This window comes from Clostridium sp. 1001283B150210_160208_E6 (assembly GCF_015669365.1).
GTDB classification, from domain to species: Bacteria; Bacillota; Clostridia; order Clostridiales; family Clostridiaceae; genus Clostridium; species Clostridium paraputrificum.
In genome coordinates, this window is the sequence record NZ_JADPAA010000027.1 from 1 (window position 1) to 14,951 (window position 14,951).

The window sequence follows — 14,951 nt, forward strand, 5'->3', positions numbered from 1 at the left end:
ACAACTTGATTTCTCAAGTTTACTCGTAAAAAAGAATTGCTGGTTTTTAACTTTATATTCTGTTCAATTTTCAAAGACCAATTTGTGTGTCGCACTCAAGCGACTTGCTTATCTTAACACCCTCAACTTCATCTTGTCAACAACTTTTTTTATCTTTTGTTGCGACCTCTTTCGCTGAGGAACGAGACTTATAATATCATCTATATTCCCCTCATTATTATATGAAAATATAATTATAATAAGTTTATCTATAAATCCCTTTATATATTACAATAATACTCTATTTTTCTTATATAGACACACTAGGGTTAGTTTGTAATATATTATAAGAGAACTAATTCTATAAAAACCCATAAAAATCCTATATAGCTAGAAATTAGACCAAAGAATGATAGTAATAAAAAAGGTAAAGTGGATATTTATTTTGCTTGTTCTGTCGCAAGCTCCAAGTCACAAAAAAATAAATATCTATTGCCTCCGTACTTAAGATGGTAGCAACATTGAAAAGTCCTAGATATATTTTTAAAAAGATATGGTGTAGAACATAAAAAATCTCATGCTCTTAGGCACACTTATGCTACTTTGCAATTTGAAAATGGAAGACCACTTTTAACAGTTTCTAAATTGTTAGGACATAGCAGCATAGATATAACATCCGATACTTATGTTCACATTTTGAAGAAGGAAAAAGAAAAAGCTCTAGATACTTTAAGCCTTTTAAACTTGTAAACAGATATACACAATTATAATTATGGTGTAAAAATGGTGTATAAATGATAGTTTCGCTACAAAATTCAAGCAAATAAAAAAAGCTCTCTAACCCTTGATTTAACTAGGATAGAGAGTTGAATGGTAGTCCCTAGGGGAATCGAACCCCTGATTCCACCGTGAGAGGGTGGCGTCTTAACCTCTTGACCAAGGGACCAAAGACATTTGTTATTATATCACACTTTTCCCAAATTTATAATTAGCTTTCCAAACAAATCCATCCGTTTTTCTGGTTTTTTATATAATTTACTCCTTTTTCCTTTATTTCTCTTTATCTTATGATTTAATTTTTACCATCTACTTTGGTAATGAATTTTCTCACTACCTCTTCATACTTTTCTCTATTTGCTCCATAGCACTCCATATGATCTGCATCTTCAACCAAATATAATATATCTTCCTTATTACCTCTTTTATTATACATACCTTCTGCCATAGTATAAGGAACTAACTTATCCTTTTTTCCATGGATAAATAGAATTGGCTTATTAGACTTCTCTATTTCTTTTAAGGGATTAACTTCATCCATATCAAAGTTACATCTATGTTTAATCTTTTTTCTTAATAACCAATACACAGGTTTAAAAGGAATGTATCTTTGTTTATCAAACTCATGCTTTATTTCTTCTTTTCCATTAGAAAAACCACAGTCATCAATGATAAATTTCACCTTATCATTATTAACCCCACACATTAATACAGTTGCTCCTCCTAATGATTGTCCATGAAGACCTATATATAAATCTTCTCCTTTTTTATCTTCTAAATACTTAATCCACCTATCTATATCATTCTTTTCATAATATCCATAGGTAGGATACTCTCCTTCACTTCCACCATGTGCTCTTTGATCCACTAAAAGAACATTAAACCCTTCATTTAGAAACAATCTAGTAAAAGGCATATGAATATGATAATTAGCACTATATCCATGAACAAGTATCATATATTTATTATTCTTATATTTTTCAACAAGATACCCCTTTAATTTATATCCCTCTGAGGATTTAATTTCTATATTAAAAATATCTTCCTCATTATAAATTTCCTCATCTAAAATTCCTTTATCTTTTAAATATAAAAACGCCTCTTCTTTATTCTTCCTATGTTTCAAAAATATCCTTTTAAAAGCTAGTTCTGAAGAGTAGTGTAAAAATATAACTCCAAAGATAAGTATCAAAATAATTAAGCTAACAATTGCCACCATACTTTTACCTCCCTATCATTTGTTTTTATAAATTATACTAAAAATAAAAAAGAGTAGCTATAACTTTTCTTGCTACTCTCTCTTATTTAATAGATGAACACATTTTTTCCCCTTCCAATTAACCTTGTAATTTTTCTGCTAAAAGCTTTAATTCTTCAAGTGTTAATTTTGCTAAGTAAGGTCTAGATATTTCATTTCCCTCTTGAATCTCACCTCTTCCAAGCTTAAGAATTGTACTTATGTACATTTCTCTATAGTCTCTCACTGCCATAAAGATTCACCCCCTTTTATCAGCTGTTTTTCATTATATTTTATATATTATGCTATCCCCAAATAATGATTACAACTTTTATATATAATATTTTTATATTATATCACAATAATGTAAATTTTCAAAATATTTGGTTAAAATAATAAGAGAGGAACCCCTCTCTTATTTTCCATCTAAATATGAAACTGCACTTAATGAAGCAATATTTCCTTCACCAGCAGCTTTTATGTACTGATATGGCTTACCAACGCAATCTCCAGCTGCAAAGCATCCTTTAAGATTTGTTTTCATAAGTCTATCAACCTTTATATGACCTTCCTCTTCTTGAAGTCCTGGTACTAATTGTGATGGAGATATAGCATCCTTTAATAAGAATACCCCATCTGTTTCTATTTCTCTTGATTTAAATAGAAGCTTAGAAACCTTATTTTCTCCAACAATCTCAGTTGGTCTATCTTCAACTAACTCTATTGAATCATTTAATTTATAATCACCTTTATACAATGGAATATAATAAACCTTACTTGCAAGTTCACTTACATAGTTAGCTTCATGTTCTCCTTCTTCATTAGAAGATATTATACATACTGTTTTTCCTTTATATAAAGGAGCATCACAAGTTGCACAATACCCTACACCTTTACCTAAGAATTCTAACTCTCCTTTTAAAGGCTTTGAGAACTCTACTCCTGTTGCTAAAATTATTGATTTAGCTTCGTACATTTTATCATTTGCCATTAAAGTGAAATATTCCCCCATAGAATAAACATTATTTATTCTTTCTTCAGTAATTTCTATTCCCATAGAGCTTATATGCTCTCTAAAAGCTTCTCCAAGCTTACTTCCTGTAGAATTAGGGAATCCTAAATAGTTATTTATTTTTGGTGCTCTTTGTACCTTTGAGCTAAGATTTCTTGTACCAAATAATATAAATGATTTATTTCTTATCTTAGCATTAAGGGCCGCTGATAATCCAGCAGGCCCACTACCTATAATTGCTATATCGTATCTATCCATTAGAAATTAAAGAACCTCTTCTATAGCTTCCTTTAATACATCCTTTGGCATAAATCCTACTTTAGTTTCAACTTCAGCACCATCTTTGAATATTTTTATTGTAGGTATACTTTGAACGCCATACTTTGTAGCTGTTTCTGGACTTTCATCAACATCAATCTTTAACACCTTAACTTCTGCCATTTCTGAAGCAACCTCTTCTAAAACAGGTGCTAACATCTTACAAGGTGCACACCAAGTTGCAAAGAAATCAACAACTACTACTCCTTTTGCATTAAGTACTTCTTCATTAAAATTACTATCATTAATATGGTTTACCATTTTATTACCTCCTTATACCCCTTAGGGGTATGATTCATTTTCTTTATTGTATCCCACTTTATGTCATATGTCAACTATAAGCCTATACTTATTCTGCTATATTTACATCCTTTTTATTCTTTCTATCTATTTTATTTAATTCTCTACATTCGAAGCAAATACACCATTCCTCTCCTGTATCATCATTTCTTTGAAAAAAGAAATCTTTACCTTCACTATCCTTTTTTCCATGAAATCTTTTTCCGCAAAAACTACAAACAAGAGTCAAAAAATTATTTAGCTCTCCTGATGAAATATCTCTAATCAAAACTTCCACCTTCTTCAATATAAATTTCTTTATATTAAATTCTATTTTAATATGCTTTTATTATTACAAAATTTAAAGAGGATATATGAAATAATAATCCTTCATATATCCTCTTACTTAATTTAATTATGCACAAACTTATTTAATTCCTTATATACACCCTCTATATTCATTAACTCTTCGTGAGTTCCTCTTTCTTCAATACCTTTATCTGTAAGAACTATAATTTCATCTGCATTCCTAATTGTAGAAAGCCTATGAGCAACTACTATAGTTGTCCTTCCTTTGGCTAATTCATCAAGTGACTTCTTAATATAATACTCTGTAGTATTATCTAGTGCAGATGTTGCTTCATCTAAAATAAGTATTGGAGGATTTTTTAAGAATACTCTTGCAATAGATATTCTTTGCTTTTGTCCACCTGAAAGTTTAACTCCTCTTTCTCCAATATAAGTATCATATCCATCTTCTAAATTCATAATGAAATCATGCATATTAGCTTTTCTTGCTGCTTCATATACCTCTTCATCACTAGCTTCCATATTACCATATCTTATATTATCCTTTATTGTACCAGTAAATAAGAACACGTCCTGTTGAACTATACCAATATTTTCTCTTAAAGAACTTAAAGTAACATCATAAATACTCTTATCATCTATTAAGATATCACCTTGATCTATATCATAAAACCTTGGAATAAGATTACAGAAGGTTGTCTTACCTCCACCTGAAGGGCCAACAAGAGCTAAAGTTTTTCCAGCTTCTATATCTATTGATAATCCATTTAGAATCTGATTATCTTCATAACTAAAGTAAGTGTCCTTAAATGTTATCTTACCTTTTACATTCTTTAATTCAATTGCATTCTTCTTTTCCTTTTCTCTATCCTCTGCAAGTATCTCAACATATCTTTGGAATCCTGTCATACCACTTTGGAATTGCTCCATAAAGTTAATAAGCTTCTTAATTGGGTCCATAAACACCTTAATATATAAAAGATACGCTGTAAAATCTCCTACAGTAATATTGCCGTTAAAAGTATATATTCCTCCGGCAATTAAAACTACATAATTAAGAATATCTAATGAAAAGTTAGCCCCCGAGAAGTATTGAGCCATTATTTTATATGCACCTTCTCTTGCATTCATAAAGCTCTTATTTCCCTCTTCAAACTTTTCTTCCTCATAATCATGTGTTACAAAGGCTTTTGATACTCTTATACCACTAATGCTATTTTCAAGTCCTGCATTTACCTTACCAGTTTCTACTCTAGTTTTTAAGAAAGCTCTATTCATTCTCTTTCTTTGATACATTGTAAATATAACTATTATAGGAATAAATGCAAATATAATTAAGGTTAAAGTTAAATTTATACTACTTAAAACTATAAATGATCCAATTAGCATTACTATTGATATAAACAAATCTTCAGGACCATGGTGTGCAAGCTCTGAAATATCTTGTAGGTCATTTATAATTCTTGACATAATGTCACCAGTCTTTGTGTTATCAAAGTATATATTAGGTAATTTTTGAAGATGATTAAATACTTTTCTTCTCATATCCCCTTGCATTCTTACACCAACAACATGTCCTTGATACTGCATAAAGTATCCACAGCCTGCTTTAATTAAGAATAAAATAATTAAAGTCACTGCAAATACTCCTATCACCCTTAGTTCTCCATGATTTGTAGCATTGTCCACTATTTCTCTTGTCATCATTGGATAAACTAAGTCTATGGCAGCTGCTAATGATGCTGCCAATAAATCTAATATAAACAGCTTTTTATATGGCTTATAAAATCTAATAAACTTTTTAAACATTTCTCCTCCTTAGTTTCAACAATTACTATATTAATTTTATTATTTCCTGCTTACTCTCTAATAAATTCTCCTTAAATATTCCCTTTATATTAAATGGCTTTCCACCTAATACATAAATTACACCATTCATAAAAATAGCCTCGTCCACATCATGTGTAACAAATATAACTAATCTATTTTCTTTATTGAATATTTCTTTAAGTTCGCTCATTATTGAATATTTAGTTTTATAATCAAGGGACTTAAAAGGCTCATCCATTAAAATTACTTTTGAAGGCTTTAAAAGAGCTCTTGCTATATTAACTCTTTGCTTCATACCTCCACTTATTTTTTCAGGATAATCATTTTCAATGCCTGAAATATGTAATAAGCCAAAGATTTCCTTTAATCTCTTTTCTCCCTCTTCTTTATTAAAATAATTATAAAGAAATAGCTCCATATTTTTCTTTATAGTAAGCCAAGATATAAGTCTATCCTCTTGAAATATATAACTTATATCTTCATTATTTACTCCAATTATTTCTCCACTATCTTTAGAAGACAAACCGGCAATAATATTTAAAAGTGTACTTTTACCTCCACCGGAAGCTCCAATAATACAATTTATCTTATCTTTACTAAATTCAATATTAAAATTTTCATATATCCCATTTTCATCAAAGCTTTTGCACAAGTTTTTAATAATTAAATCACTCATATTTTCCCCTCTCACTTCCATTTATTAACCTTGGATATAAGTACCTTATTAGCCCATTCAAAAATCATTGAAATTATTGCTATTAGAACAATCCAAGCAAAAATTGATGTGGTATCAAAATTCATTTTTGATAATTGAATGGCTGAACCTATACCATATTTAGGTTGTCCGTGTACTTCTCCTGCAACAACAACCTTAAAAGCTAAAGAGAAAGATGATATTAAGATATTCATTATATAAAACACTATTATTGGAATATATATTTTTTTAATTTTTTCTATAGTAGAAACTCTATATATTTTACACATATCCACTATTTTATTGTCTATTCCATTTAATGAATTAATTATGCCTTCATATAAGATAGGAAACACTATAGCAAATCCCACTACAAATGGAGCCTTATCCTTATTAAACCAAATTAAGGCTAATACCACTAAAACCATTGTTGGAATAGTCTTACCTATTGCATTTAAAGGACTTAAAAAATTTCTAAAGAAGGGGTACTGTTTTGAAAGCACCCCTAAGATAATAGCTAATACTAAAGCTATTGAAAAACTAATTAAAGTTCTATATAAACTACTTATTACATTCTGGAAAAAATCAGCACTCCATATTATATCCCCCATGGAAACTAGTACTTCCTCAATTCTTGGAAGATATATATTATTATTAATTTTTACAGCTATTATCTCCCATAGAATTAATAGCACAAAACAAGCCAATAACCTTTGACTTCTATTTTTCCATGAATACTCCTTCATCTGGAACCTTTCCTCCTATTGTCTTAGGATCAAATTCGTTTAGTTTATTAAAATAATTTATATACTCTTTAGATGTACCTTTTATTGGTGCAAATTTTATATTACCCTTTTCTATAGCCTTAGGAATAATTGCTTTATTTGCTGAAACTCCAATTTCTTCGCAATATGCTGCTAAAGTTTCACCATCTTCATTTGCAAAATTACAACTATTTTCAACTTCCTTTAAGAACTTCTCCACAAATTTATTATCATTATCTATAAGTTCTTTTTTAACTATAATTGTAGCTTGTGGAAAACCATATTCTGAATTATTAAGAGTTTTCCACTCTTTATTAAAATCCATTATTACATTAATATCAGACTTCTTTGATAAAACTTGGGAAAGTGCTGGTTCTGGAATTACTGCATATTTTGTCTTTCCAGCTAGTATAGTTGGTGCTAATTCTGTAACTCCATTTACATATGAAAAATTAAAATCTTTATCTGGATCGTATCCCTTATCCTTTAAAACTGTTCTTGTAACAATATCAGGTGTTAAGACCTTTCCTATATTGTAAATCTCTTGTCCCTTAAGTTGATCTAAAGTTTTTTCCCCATCTGCTGATATTAAATAGAATGCTCCCCATCCTGTAGTACCAACAATTTGGTATCCTGCATTTTTATTATATTGAGTAGCTGCTACATTTGAAGGTACAACTGCTATATCAGCTTCCCCCTTAAGTACAGATGTAACTATATTTTCAGAAGTTTTTTCAATTGTGTAATTAAGATTATACCCCTTCACAACTTCTGGTTTTTCTTTAATCATTTTAGCTAAGGCCATACTTGGTAAGCCATCAGGAATAACAACTTTAACTTCCTTAGTTTCCTTAGGCTCTGAACCTGAACATCCAGCAAACAATCCTAAAGAAAATAATGCTACCATAATTACTGCTAATTTCTTTTTCATTCTTTATTCCCCCTTTTTTTATTTCTCTCATTTTATATTACTACAATATGCAAAAAATTCCTACCCACTTTCCATATTTATTAATAATGATTATCCATTACATTCAAATTATTAACTTTACTAAACTTATACTTTTCTCCCTTTTTTCCCATAGAAATTTCATTGCACACCGAACTTATTTACCATAATTGTACAGTAAAATTATTTAAAGTATCACTTTGATTATTGCATCCAACCTACTTAGATTCTAGCTATGTACTTTAGAATAAATAAAGAAATATAATATAAGTGTAAAGAATTTCATTGTAGGAGGAGAAGTCTAATGATATTTTTATTAAAAGTACTTGCTTTTTCTTTTATTATTACAGGATTTATTGCAATGGTTTCTAATCTTTATTTAGGAAGATCTGAACTAGTTAGTCTATACAAATCACTACAAGATAATGTAAATATAAAAAGATTATCACAATATGAAGGAAGTTTTGGCATTATATTCGGTACATTGTTATTATTACTATTATACAGCTCATATAATATGAGAATTTTATTCTTTATTCCTTTATGTTTGCTAACATTAATCTATATTCCACTTAGAACTAAACTTATGGCAGATAATAGATAAAAAAATGAGATAGATATTTATTTTGCTTGTTCCGTCGCAAGCTCCAAGTCACAGAAAAATAAATATCTATTCCCTTAGTACTAAAGGTAAGAAAAAAAGGAATCAATTTTGATTCCTTTTTTATTCTTTATGAAATTATATTTATTATTAAATTGTGGATAACTTCAACAATTTAGCGATACATTAGTTCATTTCTTCCTAAAGAATAAAAAATAAAATATATGCCCCTGCAATATTTTCCTCAGGCAAGCTTCGGAAATGCAGATGGGCGAAAAAAATCGACGGCTCCACAGTCGCCTTGGCGATTTTTTTATCTATAAATATCTACAATTAATCCTTGAATTTCATCTATTGTGGCAGCTACACTCATATTTTCCTTTTCTTCACCTAATACAGCTTGAGTTAACTCCTCTAATTTTTCATCTACAGTATCTACTGTAATAAAATATTGAGTTTGCCAAAAGCTAATATCCTTTTGGGTATCATACATAAATTGAAGAACTGATTCTAGGTATTCTTTAATCATTTTTTTATAAAGTCTAACATCGGCATAGGTTTTAGTAATAACCAACCTATTACCCTTTTTCTTTATATCATCCACCATCTTCTTTAATTGTTCTTCTGATTTTCTTTCCTTAGCTTGATTAAAGCTTTGAGAAAAATCTTTTCTATTTGAAACAGTCTTTCTTTCTTCCCTATTAATTGTGCCTCGTGTAACTCTTCCTATTTCCATGTTATCATCCTTCCTGTGACTAATTATATCAAAAAAACACATAACCTACTACCATTCATGTTATAATATCACTCGCACTTTTCGATTAAAATGTATATAATAAAACTTATGCTAACTAAAACTATTATTCAAAGGAGATTATAATGAAATCATTTAAAGAATTAGGACTAAATGAAAATATAATAAATGGGTTAAATAAACAAGGAATTGAAACCCCAACTGAAATTCAATCCCTATCTATTTCAGATATATTAGATGGAAGGGACGTTATAGGTGAAGCTCATACAGGAAGTGGTAAAACACTAGCCTTTCTTGCTCCACTTTTTCAAAAAATTGATGAAAGTAAAAGAGAGATGCAAGTGCTTATTCTAGCTCCAACTCATGAACTAGTAATGCAAATTAATAATCAAATAAAATTACTTAGTACAAATTCAGAAAAAGCTGTTACTTCTCTAAATATTATTGGTGATGTTAATATAGATAAACAAATCAAGAAACTAAAAGAAGTAAAACCCCATATAATAGTAGGTACTCCTGGTAGAGTATTGGATTTAATGAATAAAAAGAAAATTGCATCTCATCAAATTAAAACCATTGTTATTGATGAAGGGGATAACCTTTTAGATAACACTAGTTCAAACTTTGTTAAAGACATAGTAAAGAAAACAATGAGAGATAGACAACTTCTAATTTTTTCAGCTACTATTAGCAATAAGACCTTAAGTACTGCAAAGGAACTTATGAAGGACCCTATTATATATAAAAATAAACAACAAGTTTCCTTAAATCCAAATATAGAACATTACTATATAGAAGTTGATCAAAGAGAAAAGGTTGAGGTACTAAGAAAATTATTATCTGCAGTGAACCCTGAGAAGGCATTAGTTTTTGTTAATAAATCTTTTGATATTAATATAGTTAAGGATAAATTAAATTATCATAACAAATCAGCTTTTGCTATGCATAACAGATTAACAAAAGAAGAAAGACAAAATGCTTTAGAGAGTTTTAGAAATGGTAAGATAAATATTTTAATTTCTTCTGATATGACTGCAAGAGGTTTAGATATTGATAATATAACTCACATTATAAACCTAGACTTCCCTAAAAATTCAGAAGAGTATTTACATAGAGCTGGTAGAACGGCTAGAGGAAATAATTCTGGAATAACTATCTCTTTAGTAACTCCAAAGGAAAAAGGTGCTATAAGAATATACGAAAGAGATTTCAAAATTAAAATTCAAAAGAAAAATCTATCTTATGGAAAACTAATTTAATTAATGATAAGAGGCTGTGATTTATTTCAGCCTCTTATTTTTTTCATAACAATATATATTTATATAAATACATATTGTTATATTTATGACTCCCTCTAAGAATTTTTATAATAAAAGAATTTTTAAAATATATATTATTTATATTATTAATATAACTAAACACCCAACTTCATTCCAATTTCTATTTTTCCTTTTTATTACTTTACCGCTATAATATTCTTATCAGTCTTATCTATTAGTTTCCATCTATTATAAAGGATAAATTATTTATCTTGACTATATACTAATAGTATTGACAGAAATTATTATCGAGGTGATATATATGTGGTTTGATAAAGACTCTACTGATGTAATTAAAGAATTAAATTCAGATTCTTTAAATGGACTAACCTCTGAAGAAGCAAAAATAAGATTACAAAAGAATGGTGAAAACAAATTAGCTAGCAAGAAAAAGAAAACCATGGTGCAATTATTCCTAGCACAATTAAATGATGCTATGATTTATATTTTAATTGCTGCTGCAGTTATCTCTGGAATAATGGGTGAAATAAGTGATTCCATTATAATCCTTATAGTTATTTTAATTAATGCTACAATTGGAGTTGTTCAAGAATCAAAAGCTGAGAAAGCTCTTGAAGCCCTTAAAGAATTAAGTACACCTAAAGCATTAGTAAAAAGAAATGGTGAGTTGATAGAAATACCATCTGAAGAAGTTGTAACTGGAGATATTGTAATAATTGATGCTGGAAGATACATTCCTGCTGATTTAAGATTAATAGAAACAGCCAACCTTCAAATTGAAGAATCAGCTTTTACAGGTGAATCTGTTCCAGCAGAAAAGGATGCAAAGATAGTACTTGAAGATGAAAAAGCCCCTGTAGGAGATAGAGTTAATATGGCATATATGTCCACCTTAGCTACCTATGGACGTGGTACTGGTATTGTAGTTGCAACAGGAATGGATACTGAAATAGGAAAAATTGCAAAAATGTTAGATGATGAAGAAGAAGAATCTACTCCTCTTCAAAAGCGTTTAGCACAACTTGGTAAAATTCTTGGTTTTGCAGCCATTGGAATATGCGTAATCATCTTTATTTTATCTATGTTCCAAGGAAGAGATTGGTTTGAAATGTTATTAACTGCAATTTCATTAGCAGTAGCTGCAATTCCTGAAGGACTTCCAGCAATAGTTGCTATAGTTTTAGCTCTTGGCGTACAAAGAATGATAAAACACAATGCCATAGTAAAAAAGCTACCTGCTGTTGAAACTCTAGGATCAGTAAGTATTATATGTTCTGATAAAACAGGAACTCTTACAATAAATCAAATGACTGTTAAGAAGATATATATAAATGATTCTCTTGTACCTATAGATAACATAGATATTAAAGATAATTCAACAGAGCTTTTAGTTGAAGCAATGGTTTTATGTAATGATGCTACTTCTAACGAAACTTCTAAAACTGGAGATCCTACTGAAATAGCATTACTTGATGTAGGTAATAAAGTTAATCTCTTTAAAGATTCATTAAACGAAGAGCATAAAAGAGTTGATGAGATACCTTTTGATTCTGATAGAAAGTTAATGACTACTGTAAATGCTTATGAAAATAAATTTAAAGTATATACAAAGGGTGCTATAGACTCCCTATTTAAAATATGTAATAAAGTTCTTATAAATGGTGAAATAGTACCTCTTACAGAAGAAAAGAAAAAGGAACTTTTAGATGCATCAAACTCTATGAGTGATACAGCATTAAGAGTTTTAGGTGCTTCTTACAAAGAAATTGATAATAAAAACGTACCTATAGACAGCCTAGAAAAAGACCAAATCTTTATAGGTCTTATGGGTATGATAGACCCACCAAGAGAAGAAGTAAAAGCTTCAATAGTTGAATGTAAAAAAGCAGGTATAATCCCAATTATGATTACAGGAGACCATAAAAACACAGCTTTTGCAATTGGTAACGAATTAGGAATGGCAGATAATATAAATCAATGTATGTCTGGTAGCGAAATTGATAATTATAGCCAGGAGGAATTTAATAAAATAGTAAATAATTATAGAATTTTTGCTAGGGTTTCTCCAGAGCATAAAGTAAAAATCGTAAAAGCTTTTAAGTCTCACGGAAATATAGTTTCAATGACTGGAGATGGGGTAAATGATGCTCCTTCCCTAAAAGCAGCAGATATAGGTGTGGCTATGGGAATTACAGGTACAGATGTTGCTAAAGGCGCTGCAGATATGATACTAACTGATGATAACTTCTCTACTATTGTAAATGCAGTGGAAGAAGGTAGAAACATTTACAACAATATTAAAAAAGCTATTATATTCCTACTTTCTTGTAACTTAGGTGAAATAGTTGCCTTGTTTGTTGCTATATTACTTAATTGGAATACTCCACTTTTACCTATTCATATTCTATGGGTAAACTTAATTACAGATAGTTTTCCAGCCCTATCACTAGGAGTAGACCCTAAAGACTCTTCTGTTATGGAAGAGCAACCAAGAAGTCCTAAAGAAAGCTTATTTGCTGGCCATATGGGAATATACCTAGCAGTCAACGGGTTATTAATTGGTATTCTAACACTTTTTGCTTTTAAGCTTGGAGAGAGAATTTATCCAAATTCATTAATGCATGCTCAAACAATGGCTTTTGTAGTGCTTAGTGTATCTCAATTATTTTTCTCTTTAAATATGAGAAGTACTAAAAAATCAATTTTTTCAGTAGGTTTATTTACTAATAAATATTTAATTGCATCTATAGCCTTCGGTATATTAATACAATTTGCTGTAATAACAATACCTTTCTTAGCAGGTGTATTTAAAGTTTATGCATTAACATTAAATGATTGGATTCTAGTAATATTAATTTCACTAGTTCCATTAGTAATTAATGAAATATTAAAGATATTCCTAAGAATGAAAAAGAATAAATAATAATAAATGCTGTATCAAACTAATGTTGATACAGCATTTTTCTAAAAATTCTTAAAGGCTTCAGCATATTCTACTATTCCTTTTACATTATCAAAATATCCTTTTTTAATGTCCTTAACCATATAGTTATCTTCCGGTACATCAAAGGGTGCTTTTACATCATAAATCCAAGCTGGTTTAAATCCATACTTTTCAAAAATACTTTTATACCCTAGAACAACTATTCCTTTATAACCAAGCTTATTAGCCTTAGTAAATGCCCTTTTTATCATTTTACTTCCTATTTTTTCATTTCTGTACTCTGGTAATACTGCAAATGGTGCTATTGCTAAGGCTTTATTAGTATCTTCCCCATTTATTATATTAACTTCTGTACATAAAATATATCCAACAATCTTATTATCTACTTTTGCTACTATAGATAGTTCTGGGATATAATTTTCTGATTTTCTTAAAGCCTCTACTAACTCATGCTCTTTTTTATCGCTATATTCGACATCTTCAAAAGCTTTAATTAGCATTTCTATAATCTCTGTTCCATCCCCTACTTTTTCTTTGCCAATACTTAAAGTCATTATTATCTCTCCCTAATTAACATTTCCTTTACTTTTCGACTTTTTTATTTAATACTAAACATGTTTTTTAAATTTTTACAAACAATAAATATAATTTATTAAGAAAGGAGTATTGTTTATGAAAGAAATTGTATTTGCAGGGGGATGTTTTTGGGGCGTTGAAGAATTCTTTTCTAGAATAAATGGAGTAACAAAAACAGAAGTTGGTTATGCAAATGGTAATATAAAAAATCCTACCTATGAACTTGTTTGTAAAACAGATACAGGATTTGCTGAAGCAGTATATATTCTATATGATGAATCTAAGGTTAAATTAGATTATCTTATTGATAAATACTTTTCTATAATTGACCCTACTTCCTTAAATAAACAAGGTAATGATAAAGGAAAACAATATAGGACTGGAATATATTATTTAGATAGAGATGATCTAAACATAATAAATAGTAAAATTTTAGAAGAAGCAAAAAAATATGATAAAAAAATAGTAGTCGAGGTAGAACCATTAAAAAATTACTATCCTGCTGAAGAATATCACCAAAAGTATTTAAAGAAAAATCCCTTTGGCTATTGCCATATAAAATTAGAATAAAAAGGGGCTGTATCAGATTAAGGTTTTTACCTTAGGCTGATATAGCCTTATTTTTATAATTTTAAATTTTATTCATAA

At 29.2% G+C, this 14,951-nt stretch carries 16 protein-coding genes and 1 tRNA gene; 5 read left to right on the top strand and 12 right to left on the bottom strand.

The genetic code is table 11. The annotated features are described in order from the left end of the window. Positions 1 to 582 precede the first annotated feature (582 nt). Positions 583 to 729, top strand: a complete 147-nt coding sequence (locus I4V16_RS16930) for a hypothetical protein (protein WP_242974290.1) — start codon at positions 583 to 585, stop codon at positions 727 to 729. A 121-nt stretch (positions 730 to 850) separates the two neighbouring features. Here I4V16_RS16930 and I4V16_RS16935 read toward each other — a convergent pair. The 10 genes from I4V16_RS16935 to I4V16_RS16980 form a co-directional block, all read right to left on the bottom strand. Further along, a tRNA-Glu gene (locus tag I4V16_RS16935) sits at positions 851 to 925 on the bottom strand. Between the two features lie 126 nt (positions 926 to 1,051). Then, positions 1,052 to 1,975 carry an alpha/beta hydrolase gene (locus tag I4V16_RS16940; RefSeq protein ID WP_099330249.1) on the bottom strand — a complete coding sequence of 308 codons (924 nt, stop codon included), beginning with the start codon at positions 1,973 to 1,975 and terminating at the stop codon, positions 1,052 to 1,054. A 118-nt stretch (positions 1,976 to 2,093) separates the two neighbouring features. Further along, entirely contained in the window at positions 2,094 to 2,246 is a 153-nt protein-coding gene (locus I4V16_RS16945) for a hypothetical protein (RefSeq protein WP_153246633.1), read from the bottom strand. 162 nt (positions 2,247 to 2,408) lie between these two features. Continuing rightward, positions 2,409 to 3,263, bottom strand: a complete 855-nt coding sequence (locus I4V16_RS16950; RefSeq protein WP_049179055.1) for an NAD(P)/FAD-dependent oxidoreductase — start codon at positions 3,261 to 3,263, stop codon at positions 2,409 to 2,411. A 6-nt stretch (positions 3,264 to 3,269) separates the two neighbouring features. Continuing rightward, positions 3,270 to 3,584 carry a thioredoxin gene (trxA, locus tag I4V16_RS16955; RefSeq protein WP_049179056.1) on the bottom strand — a complete coding sequence of 105 codons (315 nt, stop codon included), beginning with the start codon at positions 3,582 to 3,584 and terminating at the stop codon, positions 3,270 to 3,272. An 88-nt stretch (positions 3,585 to 3,672) separates the two neighbouring features. Then, positions 3,673 to 3,891: a hypothetical protein gene (locus I4V16_RS16960; RefSeq protein ID WP_049179057.1), complete on the bottom strand. Its 219-nt coding sequence runs from the start codon at positions 3,889 to 3,891 to the stop codon at positions 3,673 to 3,675. A gap of 122 nt (positions 3,892 to 4,013) precedes the next feature. Further along, positions 4,014 to 5,720 carry an ABC transporter ATP-binding protein gene (locus I4V16_RS16965; RefSeq protein ID WP_049179058.1) on the bottom strand — a complete coding sequence of 569 codons (1,707 nt, stop codon included), beginning with the start codon at positions 5,718 to 5,720 and terminating at the stop codon, positions 4,014 to 4,016. 25 nt (positions 5,721 to 5,745) lie between these two features. After that, a complete protein-coding gene (locus tag I4V16_RS16970; RefSeq protein WP_049179059.1) occupies positions 5,746 to 6,417 on the bottom strand; it encodes an ABC transporter ATP-binding protein in 672 nt (223 codons plus the stop codon). 11 nt (positions 6,418 to 6,428) lie between these two features. Continuing rightward, positions 6,429 to 7,181, bottom strand: a complete 753-nt coding sequence (locus I4V16_RS16975; RefSeq protein WP_049179060.1) for an ABC transporter permease subunit — start codon at positions 7,179 to 7,181, stop codon at positions 6,429 to 6,431. Next, positions 7,156 to 8,130 carry an MqnA/MqnD/SBP family protein gene (locus I4V16_RS16980; RefSeq protein WP_195966939.1) on the bottom strand — a complete coding sequence of 325 codons (975 nt, stop codon included), beginning with the start codon at positions 8,128 to 8,130 and terminating at the stop codon, positions 7,156 to 7,158. The genes I4V16_RS16975 and I4V16_RS16980 overlap by 26 nt, the downstream gene beginning before the upstream one ends. A gap of 322 nt (positions 8,131 to 8,452) precedes the next feature. Between I4V16_RS16980 and I4V16_RS16985 the strand changes: the two genes are divergently transcribed. After that, positions 8,453 to 8,752 (top strand): hypothetical protein, encoded by a 300-nt coding sequence (locus I4V16_RS16985; protein ID WP_049179062.1) that lies wholly within the window; start codon positions 8,453 to 8,455, stop codon positions 8,750 to 8,752. 310 nt (positions 8,753 to 9,062) lie between these two features. On the opposite strand, the gene I4V16_RS16990 is transcribed toward I4V16_RS16985, so the two are convergent. Beyond that, positions 9,063 to 9,485: a YaaR family protein gene (locus I4V16_RS16990; protein ID WP_049180429.1), complete on the bottom strand. Its 423-nt coding sequence runs from the start codon at positions 9,483 to 9,485 to the stop codon at positions 9,063 to 9,065. A 143-nt stretch (positions 9,486 to 9,628) separates the two neighbouring features. Here I4V16_RS16990 and I4V16_RS16995 point away from each other — a divergent pair, with 143 nt between their 5' ends. Together I4V16_RS16995 and I4V16_RS17000 are read left to right on the top strand one after the other, a co-directional pair. Then, complete coding sequence (locus I4V16_RS16995; RefSeq protein ID WP_049180428.1) at positions 9,629 to 10,762, top strand: DEAD/DEAH box helicase; 1,134 nt, start codon at positions 9,629 to 9,631, stop codon at positions 10,760 to 10,762. 322 nt (positions 10,763 to 11,084) lie between these two features. Further along, a complete protein-coding gene (locus I4V16_RS17000; protein ID WP_111938205.1) occupies positions 11,085 to 13,706 on the top strand; it encodes a calcium-translocating P-type ATPase, PMCA-type in 2,622 nt (873 codons plus the stop codon). 41 nt (positions 13,707 to 13,747) lie between these two features. On the opposite strand, the gene I4V16_RS17005 is transcribed toward I4V16_RS17000, so the two are convergent. Beyond that, positions 13,748 to 14,281 carry an N-acetyltransferase gene (locus I4V16_RS17005; RefSeq protein ID WP_049177409.1) on the bottom strand — a complete coding sequence of 178 codons (534 nt, stop codon included), beginning with the start codon at positions 14,279 to 14,281 and terminating at the stop codon, positions 13,748 to 13,750. A 118-nt stretch (positions 14,282 to 14,399) separates the two neighbouring features. Here I4V16_RS17005 and msrA point away from each other — a divergent pair, with 118 nt between their 5' ends. Continuing rightward, complete coding sequence (gene msrA / locus I4V16_RS17010; RefSeq protein WP_049177408.1) at positions 14,400 to 14,873, top strand: peptide-methionine (S)-S-oxide reductase MsrA; 474 nt, start codon at positions 14,400 to 14,402, stop codon at positions 14,871 to 14,873. The last annotated feature ends 78 nt before the right edge of the window (positions 14,874 to 14,951 follow it).